Below are 14,222 nucleotides of genomic sequence, written 5' to 3'. Positions count from 1 at the left end.
CCCCAACCCGCCGCCCCCGAAACCCATCTTGACACTCAGTCGCCCCCGGGTAGAGTGCGCCCGCGCGGTGGAGCAGCCTGGTAGCTCGTCGGGCTCATAACCCGAAGGTCGTAGGTTCAAATCCTGCCCGCGCAACCCGACTTTCCTGACCCACTTTCGCTGGCAGCAGCACCGGCCAGGAAAAACGAAAGATTGAAGGCCCCGGTTGCCCGATAGCGGCGGACGGGGCCTTCGGTTTCTGGCGTCATCACAATCGGCGCAACGAACCGCGAGAGGAGCTCGCGGCCACGGACCGGGTCGGTCTCGAGGAGAGCGAGGAGGTTCTTCAGGTAGGCGGCTATCGCGGCCGGATGCGGCACGACGCGCGGCCCACGCTCCTTGGCCGCTACGGAACGCTCGGACTTGAGCTTGCCCAGCTGCGCCTCTTCCTCGCGGAGCTTTGAGGCCAGCGCGTCGGACCACCCCAGCTTGGCCAGGGACTCCGTCAGGTTCGCGACGCGGCGCTCGCAGTCGCGGACACGGCGTTCGACGTCGTCCGCTCCGTTCACGCCCGCCCCGCTGCGCAGGCTCGCCGCCCGCTGCTTGAACGTCGACACGAAGCGCTCCATGACCTCGGGCCGGTCGAGCTTCTCCTTCAACGCGTTGACCAGCGTTCGGGACGCCTTCTTCTCCGAGACCGACAGCGAATTCGCGCAGATCGAGGCGCCTCGCGAGGCGTGGGCAGTGCAGCCGAATCTGGCGTAGGAGACGCCGGCCTTCGCCTTCCGTCCGACAATCGTCATGCTGCCCCCGCAGACCCCGCAGCGCATGAGGCCGGAGACAAGGTGAACGTGATGCCCTGTACCGGCGGGGCGACCCCTCGCCGTCGCGTACACACGGCGGAAGCGAGCCTGCGCAGCGTCCCACAGATCCCTCGGAACGATCGCGAGCTCGGGGTACTCGTGCGAGACCCACTCCGCCTCGGGCCGCTTCACGCGCCGGCGGCTCTTGCGTCCGGGAACGCGGACCCACTTCGATTGGTTCCAGGTGAAGCGGCCAAGGTACCGCTCGTTGCACAGCATTGCCCGGATCGTCGTGTGGCCCCAGCCGTGGCCTTTCTTGTTGCCACGCCCGCCATCGTTCGGCGCCGCGAGTCCCTCCTCATTGAGCGTAGACGCGATCTTCTTCAACGAAGAGCCGTTGGCGAAGAGGCGGAACACCCGTACGACCAGCGCCGCCTCGACGGGCTCGATCACGGAACGCTTCCTGGGGTGCTCGGGGTCGGGCGGGTTCTCTTCGGTGACCGTCGAGTAACCGTAGCATCTGCCACCGGTCCAGAAACCGCCAAGGGCACGCCCTTCAAGCCCGCGGTGCGTCTCGGCGCGCACGAGCTGAAGGAACGTGTCGTTGACCAGCGCCATCGCGCCGAAGGTGAGCCGCGCGCCGGCGCCATCCGAGGCCAAGCCGGTCGTCACGTCGACCACCTTCACGTCCGCCGAGGCGAGGTCGCGGAACACGATTTGCCACGTGTCTCCGAGGTCGCGCGACAGCCTGGAGAGATCGTCGACCAGGACCGCTCGGAACGGCGGGCCACCTCTCGAGCGCGCCGCGGCGAGCAGGCGCTGCATCTCTGCGCGCTCGACGTGGGCGCCCGAGATCGCGGCATCCTTGTACTCGGCGACGACGCGGTACCCCCAGCTCGTTGCATAGGCTCGGCAGCGGCGAATCTGATCGTCAATCGAACGCGCGTCCTGACGGTCCGTAGAAAACCGAGAGTAGACCGCAACCGCGATTCCGTCCTCAGTCGTCCTCGGCACCAGGCAGCTCCTTTTCGACGCGAAAATGGTCCAGCTCGCCCGCGAACCAGAGGTCGGCGGCGAGCACAGCGATCTCGTCCACGAGCGCGAGTATATCCGACAGCTCCGGCGACGCCGATTCGAGATCGGCAGCTCGCCCAACGCCCTCACGGCGAGCGGCCAGTCCGGCTCCGAGGTCGTGGGCTCTGTTTCGCACTTCGGCAGAGGAAGCTTCCCCCGCGGCGCCCGGAAATTCGCCTCGCAAACCGGCGCCACTGCCGCGTCAATCCGCGACCACGACAGCGGCAGCAGCCGTCAATACTCGGTCAAACCAGCGACGAGAACCGCCAACCCCCGTCCAGGCTGCGCTCTCGACGCGCGCACGACGCCGTCGGGGCGACGTCCGTCCGCGTCCAATATCGGGTCACATCAGCCGCTAGAGCGAGCCTGCGCTAGTGCTGAATGGGGCCGTTCACCGACGGATCCGCGGTCGAATCCACCTGGACATCGCCAGCATCTCCTCGCTGAGTTGTCGTTGTCGTTGCGGCTTCGGGCCGCGGACCGAACAGCTGGTAGCACTGCGCCCACTCGTGGCGCGCCCATTCGTAGCGGTGATTTCCTGCGGCCCACGTTTCGGGCAGCGGATCCCCACCCTCGTGCGCGCCGGCCACCTCGTCGACCCTCCCAGGCGGGAGCAGAACAGGCTCACCGTCGTTGCCGCAGGCCCACACTTCCGAGCGCTGGATCTTCGTGTACGGGTACTTGATCCCGTCGGACCACAGCTTCATGTAGACCTGGCCCCAGGAGTACGTCGCTTCGCCAAAAGGGGCGACAAATTCAGGTTCCTGCGGCACGGCCCAGAACCACGGCGGAAGGTCCGAAGGGCTCCACTGCTCCACGATGTAGCGCTCGAGCACTGCGCGCCGGTCACGGCGCCCATCCTCGCCCTTCAGCGGCCGGCCGGTTCGGGCGCAATGCTCGCGCCAGGCCTGCACCCAGGCGCGTTCGCACTCGCGGTAGAGGGCGTTCGCCGTCAAGAACGGCACCGGATCCTCGTCTTCGATGTGGACGCCCTCGACCGCCTGGTAGCGCTCAATCCACGGGACAGCCACCGCCGACCCGTCGGACCCGCGCTGCCACCCTTCCGAGCGCGAAACCGCCGTGTAGATCTTCCCCTGATAGACGAACGGTTCGCCGATGAACCGGTACAGGAACACCTCCGCAGGCGGGATGAACCGCGGCGGCTGCGTGTGAGCAGCCCAGAATTCGTCGCTGAGACCCGCGGGGTCCCCGTGTTCCATGACGTATCCAAGGAGCTCGTGCCAGCGCTTGGTGCCGCGACTTGCGGGCGTTGCCGAGGGCGCGGGCTTGGAATGCACGGGGGCTTCCGGCTCTACTGGTAGCGCAGGCTCGACGGGCGGCACGATCGGCTCGCCGTTCGCATGGGCGATCAGCCGCTTCACGTCATCGAGCGAGAACATGCCTCGATCCGCCGGAGAAATGAGCCGGTCAGCGATCGCCTTGCTCAACTCTGCCACCTTGATACCGGCTTGCGATACGTCGCTCCTGGCCAGCACCGCTTTCCGAGTCAGCAGCGGCGCGACGCTCAACGCGGCCCAGTGAATGACGTACTTGCCATCGACCATCGTGGCGGGAAGACGCTTGCTCTTGATCCAATTGACCACCGTCGCGCGACTCTTGACCTCGAGAAGCGCCTGCACGTCGGCGACGCTGAGCGGGGCGTCCCCTACCCGAGGCCTTGGGCGCGCTGCCGACGCGCCAGCGGGGACGGCAACGCCCCCGGGCTCCTCGCCTCCTGGAACGGTGGGGTGATCAGCGTCGGTCGGCATCGAAGATATCCTCCTGCAAAGCGCGGGCGCGCTGGCCCCGCGCAGCGAGGTCGAGCCCGACGGCTAAAGATGAGTCGCGAAGCGGGCTCAGGCAAGGCGTCTTGCGGGGTTTGTCCCGCGCCGGCGGGCCGCGGGAGCGCCCCCCGATCAGCTGCTCGCCATCTCGCCCCGGTTCGCCTCTGGACCTTGGCAACCGCCCCGCAGGTCGGGCTCAGTGCCGATGTGACTCGACGCTGCTCATCAGCGAGCCGAGGCGAACGTCGAAGCCGCCCGTGGTCACGATGCGCTCGCCCAAGCGCGGCTGGCGCCGAGGTCTTCGATCGCACCTCGAATGCGTTCAAGCCGTCCCGACTCGCGTTCACCCCTCAAGGGCTTCGCAAGCTCTGAGGTTCATCACCCACGATGAGAGTCGCCCCCCCACCAGTACGCGGGGCCAGGGAAGTTCACCGCAATCATCAGCTTCGTCGCCGGGAACGGCGACACCTTCGCCGGCAGTGAGCCGGTGACGCTGGCCGGCAGGGCAGGCTTCACCGTGGTGGTCGACGATGTGCCCGTGCACCGCGCGGCTGCCGTCGTCGCCTTCACCAAAGCCGAGTGAGTGATCTGAATCTGCGTGACCGAAGAGGTCACTTTCTCGGTGCTCGTGATGTTCTGGATCACGCAGAGAAAGTCGGGGCGCTTTCGATCCCACTCACCGAGGCCAAGGCAAATGTGGCTGGTCCGGTCGGGTAAAGGCTTGCTTTGGTGATTCCGGCTGCGACACGGAAAGCGCCCCACACTCTCCAGGGCAACCCGCGTGCCGGCCCACTGCACGGCACAGTGCGTGCAAGCCGGGCCCGTGCGCCGTCCGGCGCAGACCGAAGAGAGGAGAGAAGCATGCAACGATGGAAGCTGCGCCCGATTGCTCACTGCGAGGAGGGACATCCTCGCTAGTCCCGAGCAGGACTCGAAAAGGCTCCGCGGGCCGGCCGGCCCGAAGCTGCCGGCCCGCGTTGGGGGGTTCGTGTGATCGCCCGGGTCACAGCGTCGGATGGGCGATTGAGATAGCTTCGAAGTGGTGAGCTGCTCCCGCTCGCCCAGGGGCGTCATCGTTCCGAGCAGCCGCCTGGTCCTTTCCAGACGCCAGACCCTGCTCGTGCTCGGGGGCTCGCCGCTGGCGGTGCTTGCGCCCGTCGGGTGCGGCGGCGGCGCTGGCGATACTCCCGAGCACCGCGGCGGCAGCGCTAGCGACGCAGGTTACGATACGCTGACGGCGACGAGCTGCGATGACTCCGGATCCGGAGCGGTGAGCTGCTCGACCGCACCGGCGGGCCGCAACGTCGGCCAGCCGTGTGACTTCGCGCGCTTTCGCATCCAACCTGCGCCGGGGGTGGATATGTTCGATAGCGCCCTGATCGGCCGCGACGAGCTGGGCTACTACGCCCGTTCTGCGATCTGCACGCACCAGGGCTGCAATCTCGCGAGCCTCGACGCGGTGGTCCCCGAGGGCGTTGCTTGCCCCTGTCATGGCTCGATCTTCGACAACCACGGAGTAGTGCTCCCTGACCAACCCGCGAAGCTCGACCTCCGTCCCGTCGCGCTCGCGCTGGGCTGCGACGGCGGGCTGTACGTGGACCTCGCAACCACCGTCTCTCCCGACTTCCGGCTGCCGCTCCCTTTAGGACGGCGCACGTCTTGCACGCGGCGAGCCCTGTGAATCCCTTGACCCGCTTCTCCCGCTTTGCCCCGCTCGTCCTCGTCGTCGCTTGCGAGAGCGACCCGCCCGATCTCAGCGCGACTCCGGAGCCGCAGCGCAACCAGGCCTCCCTGCCGGCGCGCCCGGCCATTCCGTCCGATGGCGGGGCGAGCTGCTGCGGCTCATCGATGTGCCAGGGAGTTCCGGGCGGGTGCGGGTGCCGCTCGGCAGGCAACGCGAACGCCGCTTGCGGCCCGAAGCGCTGAACCGCGCGAACGGCACCGACCTTGCACCGACCGTGCACGTGAGCGCCGAACGGAATCTGGCCATGGAATCGGATCCACCTGCCGAAGCCCACGAGCAGCGGAGAGAACGCCTGCGCGCACTCGCCCGCAAGCACTCGGTCGTGTGCGAGGTGTGGCCCGCGCAGATTTGCGTCAGCGGTGGGCTGCGCACGGTGGGCTACGATGTGGCGCTGATCGGCCGCCATCCCGACACGGAGACGCTAGTGAACCCGGGGTGCACGAAGTGCCAGGCGATGTGGATCGACCTCGGCGCCCTGGCCCACGCAGCGCTGCCGCGCCCGGAATGGCGAACGCGTTTCGCCGTGCGCCCCTTCGACCACTCACTCCACTACTCCGCCTCACCGGACGCGCCAGGCGAGGTCGAGCTGGTGATCGAAGTGCGGCATCGCAGTGACTACGCGTGCGCCCTGGACGACTGCGAGGACGTGTGCCTGGGGCGCCTCATCGCCAACCTGAGATCGCTCGGGATCACCCAGGGCACCCGCGGCCAGGGTCACGGCACGACGTAGACGACGCCGCACATGCCGTTCGGGGACGGCGTGTCGCTCGCGTGGTCGGGGCAGTAGTAGGGGAAGAAGCCCGGCTTTGGGAAGGTGATGGCGAGCGAGGTCTGCTCGAAGTCGCTGACGTCGTGGATCGGGTTGTCTGCGACGTCCCCGGCACACGCGCTGGGCCAGAGCGGGTGCGCGAGGAAGTTCCCCTTCCACGTCACGGTCGTGTCCACCTTCACTTTCAGACAGCGCGGCGTGTACTTGCCGGTAAACTGGACGGTGACGGCGCTCGACGCCGTGAGGTCGACCGCCTCGGAAATCGTGCAAGCGCAGATCGGCGTGTCAGCAGTCGCATCCTGCGCCTCGCACTCCCAGCCGGTGGCGCCCCGGCGTCCCAGCCGACCGCGGCAGTCCCGCCGCCGGCATCGTCTCCGCCGTGTACCAGCGTCAGACCGGGACGCCCGGGATCCGTATCGCCCTTGCAGCCGAGGAGGACGAGGCAGCAGCACAAGGCCGGCAGCGCATCGTGCGAGCTCAAGGCGGGAGCCCGGTGATCCACTGGCCGACCGTTGCGAGCGCGGCGTCGTCGGCGAGCTCGGTCCCCAGCGGCGGCATCTGATCTAGGTTGCGGACCTTCATCCTCTGATAGAGCTGGCTCGTCTGCGGGGCGCCCGGCGTGACGATGACCTGGGTGCCGTAGAGGTCGTGGAAGGCCGGCGCGCCGAGGGCCGTCTTGTAGAGCGGAGTCTCTTCGGGCGTCTTGGCGGAGGTGAGGAGCTTCAGACGCAGGGCGCGCTTCTGAGCCAGGAAGCTCTCGTCGTTGTGGCAATGGCCACAGTTGCCGTGCAGGTACCCGATCGTGCTTTCGACCACGCCGTCTCCGGGCACGGGAAACTCCGCCGCGGGGGGCTGGGACAGCCAGCCCTTCGAGACGAAAGCCGCCAGCGCTCCTCCGCCGGCCTCCTTGCTGAGCTGGATCGCGCTCACGCCGATCAGCACATCCCCGGCGCCGTTGTGACACTGCTCACACTGCTCGACGCTGGGCACGTCGTGCTCCGTGCCCGCCGCGTCGGGCACGCCTTCGGGCTTCGGATAGGCGTCGATTCCCGAGTCGTCCCAGACGTACGCGACCTTGAGCCAGCCGTCGGCACCCTCGGCTTGCTTCCACAAGAAGCGCGTCTCAATCAGCTTGTCAGCGACGCGGAACTCCTTCCACGTCTTGGTGCCGATGGGAAATTTCCAAACGTCCATGTAGGACGTGTCCACCTGGGTGCCGCTCGGGACGCTCACGAAGCGCTGCTTCTCGGCTCCGTCCGACCAGAGCGGAAAGCGTACGTCATAGGCCAGGACTCCCGGCGCGAGAGTCCGGCTCTGCATGTCGCTGAAGATGCCGGTCTCGGACAGGCTCGCCGGCCCCGCGAACGGCACTGCGGCGTCCTTGCCAGCGTCGGCAGCCCCGGCTCCGTCGTTGAACGCGTCCACGAGCGCCGCGTCGGGGAGCTTCGGCTGCTCCTTGGCCACGCCGTCTGCCTCGCTTCCGCACGCCAGGGCCATGCCCGCAACGAAGAGCAGTCCTACCCCCGACCCGCCGCGCATCCCGCCAGAGCTTGGCACGCGACACGGAGAGCGTCACCTGTGACCAATTCGATCACGCGGTCCCGAAGCGAATCGCGTTAGAAGGCCGCCGATGAACCGGCGACTCTACGCGCTGCATCGCTGGCTCTCGGCAGCGGCGTTCTTGCAGCTCGCGATCTGGACGCTCAGCGGCGCGTTCTTCGCCATGGTCCCGATCGAGACCGTGCGTGGCCCCTTCGTCCAGGACGCCAATGTCCGTCCGCTGGAGGCTGGCGAGGTCGTCGCGCCCGGAGTGGCTCTCGGCCGCGCAGCAGCGCTCGGCCTCGACGCGCCGACCAGCCTCGAGCTTCGCGCCTCACCTGCAGGCCGATTTTGGCTGGTTCGCGCCAAGAACCGCGCGATACGCCTCTCCGCCGAGAGCGAACAAACTGCCCCGATCACGCACGAAGAAACCGAAGCAACCGCGCGCCGCGATCAACCCGCATCGCCGGCCGTACACGAAGCGCACCGGCTCGAAGCGGCTCCCGTCGAGCTTCGGGGGAAGCCGCTGCCTGCATGGCGAGTCGAATTCGACGACGCCGCGCACACCGTCGTCTACGTCGACGCCACCTCGGGGGAGGTGACGGCGCGGCGCAGCGACCTCTGGCGCGTCTACGACTTCCTCTGGTCGCTCCACATCATGGACTACCGCGAGCGAGAGAGCTTCAACCACTTGCTGATCCGGGGCGCGTCGGTGCTCGCCGTGCTCACCGTATTCAGCGGTGTCGTGCTGTGGGTGCTTCGCGCCAGACGTTGGTGGCGAGAGCGGACTTGAAGGAGGTTGCGAGCTGCGCTACACGCTGAGGCAGATGGCACGTACAAGCATGTAGCCGGCTGCGCCGGGGCACAGCCGGCGCCCGCGGCCGCTCCGGAAGCGAGCGCGGCGAAACACCACTGCGCCGCCAAGGAAGGCTGCGGCGCCCTTCCCGGCGAGGACAAGCACCATTGCCGAGCCGCCGCGGATCATCACGACGAGCCCGAAGCGGGCGCGCACGCTCACGTTCCCGAGTGAAGCCCGTCAGAAGTCGTAGCCGAAGTTGAGCAACGTTATCGCTCGCTGTGAGGCGTGGGGTTGTTGTGCATCTGAACCTGGGCTCAGGGTGGGTGGGGGGTGTGCTCCTGGCGGGCCGGCGTCAGGCCGAACGCCCTGGTGTCGCCGAGCGCCCCGTACATCTCGAGACCCACGCCGACACCACCAGCGTGTTCCGACGAGTGTTCTTCGCCGCCGTCCGCGCCCTCCATGGCGTGGCCGGCATGGTGACCGACCATCCACATCGCGCCGGCGGCGTAGCCGAAGGCGGTGTAGCCGCTCGTCACGTCGGTCTCGTTGATCCAGTTGAACGCGACGTTCACCGGTCCGAAGTCCTGCGACAGGACGAGCCTCGATTCGAGGATGCGCTCGCGATCGGGCTCCTCTCCTTCAGCTTCCTGGTACGGTGGCTTCCAGCCCGTGGTCGGTGATCCAGGCCCTGAACCCGTTCAGCGGGACCTCGCGCTCGAACACCCGGTAGCGCGTCTCCCAACGGAAACCGGTGAACCGGCGGTCGGAGCTCTCGAGATCTTCGAACCACTCGATCATGAACTCGGTCGCCATCTGGTTGCTGATGCCGTACTCGAGCTCGACCATGTGCGACAGGTAGGTCCCGAACCCCTCCTCGCGACGCGCCGAGGAGGGCTCGGTGATGTCGTTCATCGACATCAGCTCCAGCTCGCCCCCCTCGACCTTGGAGTTGTAGGTGACGTTGTATCCGTAGTTCCCAGCGTGCGCGGATTCGCTGGCGACGAGGAGCGCTAGACCGAGGGCACTGCCCCACGCGGCTCCCCTCATGCGTTGCCTCGGATCGGTAGAGCGGCGCGCACGCCCGACCCGGGCTCGTCGAGCGCTTCGGCGGCTTCTCTGAGCGTGAGCCAGAGCGAGCGGAGCGTGTGCTCGTCCATCCTGAGCGTCGTGGGCCCCACGTGGACGGACACGCAGCCGCAGTCCGAGCACAGATCGATGCGAGCCACCCTGCCTCGCACCAAGCTTCGTGGCCGACAGGTCTTCGCGATTTCGTCGAACATTTCGAACCTCCAGCTGGCACCTTATTGAAAATGATTTTCATTTGCAATAAGTCTTTCAGGGACCTCTACTTCGACCTCCGCGGTCCGATGCGCCCCCGCAGCGAGCAGCCACGGTCGCTCCCCTCCCAGTGACGGCGCGGATCACGCCGGTGTGTGTTGATCACGAGTCGGCGCGCCAGCCCGATCTCGAGTGCCTCGCCACGAACGGCTCACGCCGCTGCGGCATGCCGGCATGGTGGTTGCAACGCAGCCAAGAATGACCAAACCGGTGATGGTCTTCCTTGCAGCGATGGTCATGGCGAGCTGCCAGAGACCTGCGGGCGGCTCTGACACGAGCGGCTCCGGTCCGGGCGCGACCGCCCAGACCGTGCTCGAGCGCGTCGAGCCCAAGAAAGTCTGCATGGTCAACAACCGCTACATGGGGCAAGACCAAGCCGCCGTCGTCGTGGAAAATAAGACCTACTACGGCTGTTGCCCCATGTGTGAGAAGCGGCTGAACGACGAGCCGGCGACCCGTAGCGCCACCGATCCAGTCAGCGGGCATCGAGTCGACAAAGCGAGCGCCGTGATCGGCAAGCTCAGAACCGGGAGCAGCAAGAAGGTGCTCTACTTCGAAAGCGACGAAACCTTCGCTGCCTATCGAGGGGAGAAACTGAGCGACGCTCGACGCTGAGGCAGCGTGGCAGTCACGACGGCACGACAGCATGAGACGGCGGCTTTCGTCGCGGTGTTCGTCGGCGCGACCGCGCTGTTCGGCATGCCGAACAAGGCGTCTGGTCACGAGGCTGGGGCGCCGTTCTCTGGGGCCATCCGAATGTGCTCGGCACCGAGGCGGTGGGCTCGGAATACGGACTCGCCGTGTCGTATTCGCTGATACCCGGGACGGGCGACGGCGCTGCCGCGGCGGTTCCCGACCAAGCGCTCGTGCCAGCGCTTTCGCTCGAGGTCATCGGTGGTGCGGCGATCGCGGGGGAGGACGCGGGAGCCACGACCGTCGCGTTGCTCCCCGGACTGAGCCTCTGGTGGCCGAGGACGGGCTGGCAGCTACGTGTGGGCGTAGCCCGGCCGGTCTACGGCGAACACGACGAGGGCGACTGGGCGTTCATGCTTCAGGTCGGAAACCACCGCCGGTGGACGGACCCCTTCACCGTGCAGGCGCACAAGTAGGTGTCTCGCCCTCGCGTACGGCGCGACCCGAGGTGGAGCGGACCGCGCACGCACGCGAGGGCAAGTACGGCAGGCCTCTGGAGCAAGCAGCGTGCCGGCCGCGCGAGAGCTGCTTGTGGGGAGAAAGCCCGCTGCAGCGGGGCCGCGCGACGTGACCGACTCCGTCACGACAGACTGAAAAGCTCGGGGGGCCCCGTGCCACCGCGGCGTCAATACGCCGGCTGCTCAAGGCAGCAGGAAGCTCAACCCGATGACGCGGGCGCGCAGCGGAAGAACTCGAAGCTCTTGCAGACGCAGCCCGGCTCTCCACCTTGGCAGGTGCAGTCCGCGCCGCAAGAACACTCGATGCCCGCGTACACGGGCAGACAATCCGCGCGCGCGGCGCACTCTGCCTCCGCTTTCAGCTCAGAGCAGGTGGGGTCGGCGGCCGGCAAGCACAGCGCGCGGGTCGGGTCGCAGTTGAACCCGGCTTCGCAGTCGCCCTCGTCCTGGCACGCAGTGCCTTGGCGGCACAATCCCTCGCTCGCGTCGCAGTAGCCGTCCGTCGCACACTGGCTGTCGTCGCTGCAGGCGCTTGGCCCGTCATCGGAAACGCAAGTCGAGCTCGAGTCGCAGCGTGACCCGTTTGGGCAGTCGTGATTCGAGCTGCAAGCTCCCGCAGTGTCTGCTCCGCCTCCGCACATTCCTCCTTTCTCTCCGCATTCGTGACCCATCATGCAGCCCCCGAACAACGCGAACGAGATCGAGATCAGTGCAAGTCGCCACAACATATGAAGCTCCTATCTCCCCGATGCTACGCGATCCAGCGGAGGAGCTTCCCGTCATCCAGGGAGCGCGCCTGCGCAGTTCGTGCACTGTGACCGCAGCGATCACGCACGCGTCACGGCGCCCACAACGTGTGCTCGACATGCGCGTGACAGTCCGACGAGTTGCACGAAGGCTTGTGCTCCTTGTCCGCCGGCATGATCTTCTCGCCGAGCACGGCACGGATATGGGTCTCCGCCTTCGGCCAGTTCGGCGCCGGCTGCTCCGCTGTTGGGACGAAGAAGAAGCCCAGCTGGTCGCTGCACGTGAGGTAGAAGTCGGCTCCGCTCTTCACTGCAACCTGGACATGCTCCGCGCCAGCCTTCGTGTCGTGCGACCAGACCACGCCGCTGAGCAGGAACTCCTGCCCGGGCCCAGTAGCTCCGTGGCAGCCCTGACAGTCGGTCTTTGCGTAGATCTGGTGGCCCGGCGGGGACGGCCCGGCGGCGGAGCATTCGGCGTAGACGTCGAGGGCACATGGCCAGAACTCCAAGCCACACGTATAACCGCCGCTGCCGGTCGTCCCCCCGCTAGCGAGGGTACCGCCTGTGCCACCGACAGCGATGCCTCCCGCACCGCCGGCACCACCGGAGGGCGACCCTGCGAGCCCCCCCTGTCCGCCGGCACCGCCAGTGCCTGCTCCACCACTTCCGCCGGCCGTGCCGAACCCCGGCGGCTTCCTCAGGGTGGACGCCGTGAAGCACGCCTTCTTGTCGATTTCGCCTTCGAGCCACGAGACGATGCAACGGTCCCCATGCGCGTCGACGGCGCGACCGCCCTTGTGGCTTTCCTGGTAGCGCGCCTTGCGTACCAGCGTCAGTCGCTGCGGATCGCGACCTCCTTCGCCAAACACTTGCGACAGGAGCTCGGGCTCGCCCATCACCACAGATGCGTAGTTCGCTTCGTGCTCGGCAGCGGTGACCTGACCCTGACCGGGCACGTCGTCGCTGGACAGGCGCAGGCCAAACCTCGAGTAGAGTCGAAGGTTGCGCCCAGCCTGGCCATGGCAATCGAGGCTACCGCAACGCGCGCCGAGCATGTCGCTCACGTACCTGAAGCCGTCCGAGCTCGGCACATCGAACGACTTCTGTGCGCTCGAGACCGTGCAGGCCGCGGCGACGGCGACGACCGCGACGCGCCTCATGGCTCCTCTCGGAAATAGACGTGACCGGGGCTGGTCGGGCCCGCCGGATCCGTGTGGCAGGACGCGCACGACCGCTCGCGGAAGATGGGTGCCTGCATGGCGGTGACTTCTCCCTGGTACTCGAGCTCGACCCAGATCGGGAAGTCGATGGGGCCGAGCTCACCCTTCCGGAGAAAGAAGTTGCCGACCTCGTTCGTCACGACGCCGAGCTCGTCGCCCTCGTTGTCGAAGAGCCGGACTTTCACGCCCCCAAGGCCCTGTTTCGGGCTCACGCGGGCGTACACCGTACCGCCGAGGTCGAAGGGCGAGCTCGCGGCGCTGCCCTCCATGTGACACAGCGTGCACGGGGCTCCGGCGCGGTGATTGGGACCGGCTGGGTAGGGGCCGGTGTCGGGCCCAAGCGCTTCGACCCGCGCTTCGAGCACCGGATCCTTGCAGGCGCTGGCGAGAGTCAGCGCGGCCGCGACGGTGAGGGAGCCGCGCCTCAATGCGCCGAACCACCGCCGGCAGGGGCAGGCACGAGCTTCATGCCACACTTGGGGCAATCGGACGCCTTCGTGTCGGTCACCTCCGGGTGCATTGGGCAAGCGTAGCGGGTGGCGGGCTCCGGGCTCGCCGCGCTCGCCACTGGCGGTTCCTCACGCGGCGTTGCGCTGGCGGGCGCGTTGTTACAACCCGCTGCTAGCGACGTAACCACCAGAGCCAGAATCCAAGCTGCTCGAGTCATGCCTTCCGTCCTTGGTGTGCGAGTAAATCGAGTTGGTGAGGAGGAGCGTCCACCGGTTGCGAGGTCCCGGGAGGCGGGACGAGAGCGGCCGCTCCCCCGCGGCGGCAGTTTAGCAACATGCGTGCCGTCACCAAGATCGCGAGGGGCTCCCGGACGAGCACCTGCGAACGGTTGCTCCAGCGCACGTGGTGTGACCGAATCGGTCACGGCAGACCGAAAAACTCACTGAGCAGTCGACCCTCTGCAGCCTCGTGCGCCCGCACGTCTTCCTCCAAACGTGTGATCAGCAAGGCCAGGACGCGACGGCCGCCCGGCGCCGCGGCCAGGGTGCGCAGGTGCTCGGCCGCTCGGAGCAGGGCTGCGTGCGCCGACTGCAAGTTCTCGACCTGCCCGCCCAGGGCGGGGCATTCGGCGGCGATCGTCCCGAAATACTCGGGATCTTCTTCGGCGGCGAAATGAACGCGCAGCTGAATCGCGAGAGCATCGAGCTGCGCGCGCGGACCTGGAGCTGGTTCGTCCTGGTCATCCCCGAGGGCGATGAAGAGCTCCCGCATGCGCTCGAGCATCCCGGCTATCTCCACGTGTTGGGCTGCGATCGTACGCCCCCGG

20 protein-coding genes and 1 tRNA gene are annotated in these 14,222 nt (G+C 67.5%); 6 read left to right on the top strand and 15 right to left on the bottom strand.

Going from position 1 to position 14,222, the window contains the following annotated elements:
• The first annotated feature begins 61 nt into the window (after nt 1–61).
• A tRNA-Met gene (locus IPI67_08245) sits at nt 62–135 on the top strand.
• Here IPI67_08245 and IPI67_08240 read toward each other — a convergent pair.
• The 4 genes from IPI67_08240 to IPI67_08225 form a co-directional block, all read right to left on the bottom strand.
• Nucleotides 117–1,796, bottom strand: a complete 1,680-nt coding sequence (locus tag IPI67_08240) for a recombinase family protein (protein MBK7580177.1) — start codon at nt 1,794–1,796, stop codon at nt 117–119. The two genes, IPI67_08245 and IPI67_08240, sit on opposite strands and share 19 nt — an antisense overlap.
• Nucleotides 1,780–1,992 (bottom strand): hypothetical protein, encoded by a 213-nt coding sequence (locus IPI67_08235; GenBank protein ID MBK7580176.1) that lies wholly within the window; start codon nt 1,990–1,992, stop codon nt 1,780–1,782. Before IPI67_08235 ends, IPI67_08240 begins: the two co-directional genes overlap by 17 nt.
• Before the next feature lie 235 nt (nt 1,993–2,227).
• Entirely contained in the window at nt 2,228–3,496 is a 1,269-nt protein-coding gene (locus IPI67_08230) for a hypothetical protein (protein ID MBK7580175.1), read from the bottom strand.
• Between the two features lie 522 nt (nt 3,497–4,018).
• Nucleotides 4,019–4,285: a hypothetical protein gene (locus IPI67_08225; protein ID MBK7580174.1), complete on the bottom strand. Its 267-nt coding sequence runs from the start codon at nt 4,283–4,285 to the stop codon at nt 4,019–4,021.
• Nucleotides 4,286–5,000: 715 nt separating this feature from the next.
• Here IPI67_08225 and IPI67_08220 point away from each other — a divergent pair.
• Together IPI67_08220 and IPI67_08215 are read left to right on the top strand one after the other, a co-directional pair.
• Nucleotides 5,001–5,321, top strand: coding sequence for a Rieske (2Fe-2S) protein (locus IPI67_08220; protein MBK7580173.1), 321 nt, complete (start codon nt 5,001–5,003; stop codon nt 5,319–5,321).
• A 226-nt stretch (nt 5,322–5,547) separates the two neighbouring features.
• A complete protein-coding gene (locus IPI67_08215) occupies nt 5,548–6,114 on the top strand; it encodes a hypothetical protein (GenBank protein ID MBK7580172.1) in 567 nt (188 codons plus the stop codon).
• On the opposite strand, the gene IPI67_08210 is transcribed toward IPI67_08215, so the two are convergent.
• Both IPI67_08210 and IPI67_08205 read right to left on the bottom strand, forming a co-directional pair.
• Nucleotides 6,099–6,317, bottom strand: coding sequence for a hypothetical protein (locus IPI67_08210; GenBank protein ID MBK7580171.1), 219 nt, complete (start codon nt 6,315–6,317; stop codon nt 6,099–6,101). The two genes, IPI67_08215 and IPI67_08210, sit on opposite strands and share 16 nt — an antisense overlap.
• A gap of 313 nt (nt 6,318–6,630) precedes the next feature.
• Entirely contained in the window at nt 6,631–7,692 is a 1,062-nt protein-coding gene (locus tag IPI67_08205) for a hypothetical protein (protein MBK7580170.1), read from the bottom strand.
• Between the two features lie 91 nt (nt 7,693–7,783).
• Between IPI67_08205 and IPI67_08200 the strand changes: the two genes are divergently transcribed.
• The gene (locus IPI67_08200; protein ID MBK7580169.1) at nt 7,784–8,485 is read left to right on the top strand and encodes a PepSY domain-containing protein; all 702 of its coding nucleotides are present in this window, start codon (nt 7,784–7,786) and stop codon (nt 8,483–8,485) included.
• An 18-nt stretch (nt 8,486–8,503) separates the two neighbouring features.
• On the opposite strand, the gene IPI67_08195 is transcribed toward IPI67_08200, so the two are convergent.
• The 4 genes from IPI67_08195 to IPI67_08180 all read right to left on the bottom strand — a co-directional run bounded on the left by IPI67_08195 (nt 8,504) and on the right by IPI67_08180 (nt 9,771).
• Nucleotides 8,504–8,710, bottom strand: a complete 207-nt coding sequence (locus tag IPI67_08195; GenBank protein ID MBK7580168.1) for a hypothetical protein — start codon at nt 8,708–8,710, stop codon at nt 8,504–8,506.
• A 95-nt stretch (nt 8,711–8,805) separates the two neighbouring features.
• Nucleotides 8,806–9,063: a hypothetical protein gene (locus IPI67_08190; protein MBK7580167.1), complete on the bottom strand. Its 258-nt coding sequence runs from the start codon at nt 9,061–9,063 to the stop codon at nt 8,806–8,808.
• A gap of 67 nt (nt 9,064–9,130) precedes the next feature.
• On the bottom strand, nt 9,131–9,538 hold the full coding sequence (locus IPI67_08185; protein MBK7580166.1) for a hypothetical protein: 408 nt from the start codon (nt 9,536–9,538) through the stop codon (nt 9,131–9,133).
• Nucleotides 9,535–9,771 (bottom strand): hypothetical protein, encoded by a 237-nt coding sequence (locus tag IPI67_08180; GenBank protein MBK7580165.1) that lies wholly within the window; start codon nt 9,769–9,771, stop codon nt 9,535–9,537. The genes IPI67_08185 and IPI67_08180 overlap by 4 nt, the downstream gene beginning before the upstream one ends.
• Nucleotides 9,772–10,027: 256 nt before the next feature.
• On the opposite strand from IPI67_08180, the gene IPI67_08175 reads away from it, so the two are divergent.
• Nucleotides 10,028–10,444 (top strand): TRASH domain-containing protein, encoded by a 417-nt coding sequence (locus IPI67_08175; protein ID MBK7580164.1) that lies wholly within the window; start codon nt 10,028–10,030, stop codon nt 10,442–10,444.
• Nucleotides 10,445–10,629: 185 nt separating this feature from the next.
• The gene (locus IPI67_08170) at nt 10,630–10,938 is read left to right on the top strand and encodes a hypothetical protein (GenBank protein MBK7580163.1); all 309 of its coding nucleotides are present in this window, start codon (nt 10,630–10,632) and stop codon (nt 10,936–10,938) included.
• A 242-nt stretch (nt 10,939–11,180) separates the two neighbouring features.
• Here IPI67_08170 and IPI67_08165 read toward each other — a convergent pair whose 3' ends face one another.
• From IPI67_08165 to IPI67_08145, 5 genes are all read right to left on the bottom strand, one after another.
• Nucleotides 11,181–11,708: a hypothetical protein gene (locus tag IPI67_08165; protein MBK7580162.1), complete on the bottom strand. Its 528-nt coding sequence runs from the start codon at nt 11,706–11,708 to the stop codon at nt 11,181–11,183.
• 110 nt (nt 11,709–11,818) lie between these two features.
• On the bottom strand, nt 11,819–12,886 hold the full coding sequence (locus tag IPI67_08160) for a hypothetical protein (GenBank protein MBK7580161.1): 1,068 nt from the start codon (nt 12,884–12,886) through the stop codon (nt 11,819–11,821).
• Entirely contained in the window at nt 12,883–13,374 is a 492-nt protein-coding gene (locus IPI67_08155) for a hypothetical protein (protein ID MBK7580160.1), read from the bottom strand. The genes IPI67_08160 and IPI67_08155 overlap by 4 nt, the downstream gene beginning before the upstream one ends.
• The gene (locus IPI67_08150) at nt 13,371–13,613 is read right to left on the bottom strand and encodes a hypothetical protein (GenBank protein ID MBK7580159.1); all 243 of its coding nucleotides are present in this window, start codon (nt 13,611–13,613) and stop codon (nt 13,371–13,373) included. The genes IPI67_08155 and IPI67_08150 overlap by 4 nt, the downstream gene beginning before the upstream one ends.
• 203 nt (nt 13,614–13,816) lie before the next feature.
• Nucleotides 13,817–14,167 carry a hypothetical protein gene (locus IPI67_08145; GenBank protein ID MBK7580158.1) on the bottom strand — a complete coding sequence of 117 codons (351 nt, stop codon included), beginning with the start codon at nt 14,165–14,167 and terminating at the stop codon, nt 13,817–13,819.
• Nucleotides 14,168–14,222: the final 55 nt, after the last annotated feature.

The organism is Myxococcales bacterium, from assembly GCA_016706225.1.
GTDB lineage: Bacteria > Myxococcota_A > Polyangia > Polyangiales > Polyangiaceae > JADJKB01.
Note: the sequence above shows the minus strand (reverse complement) of the source record. Positions and strands in the feature narration are given on the sequence as shown.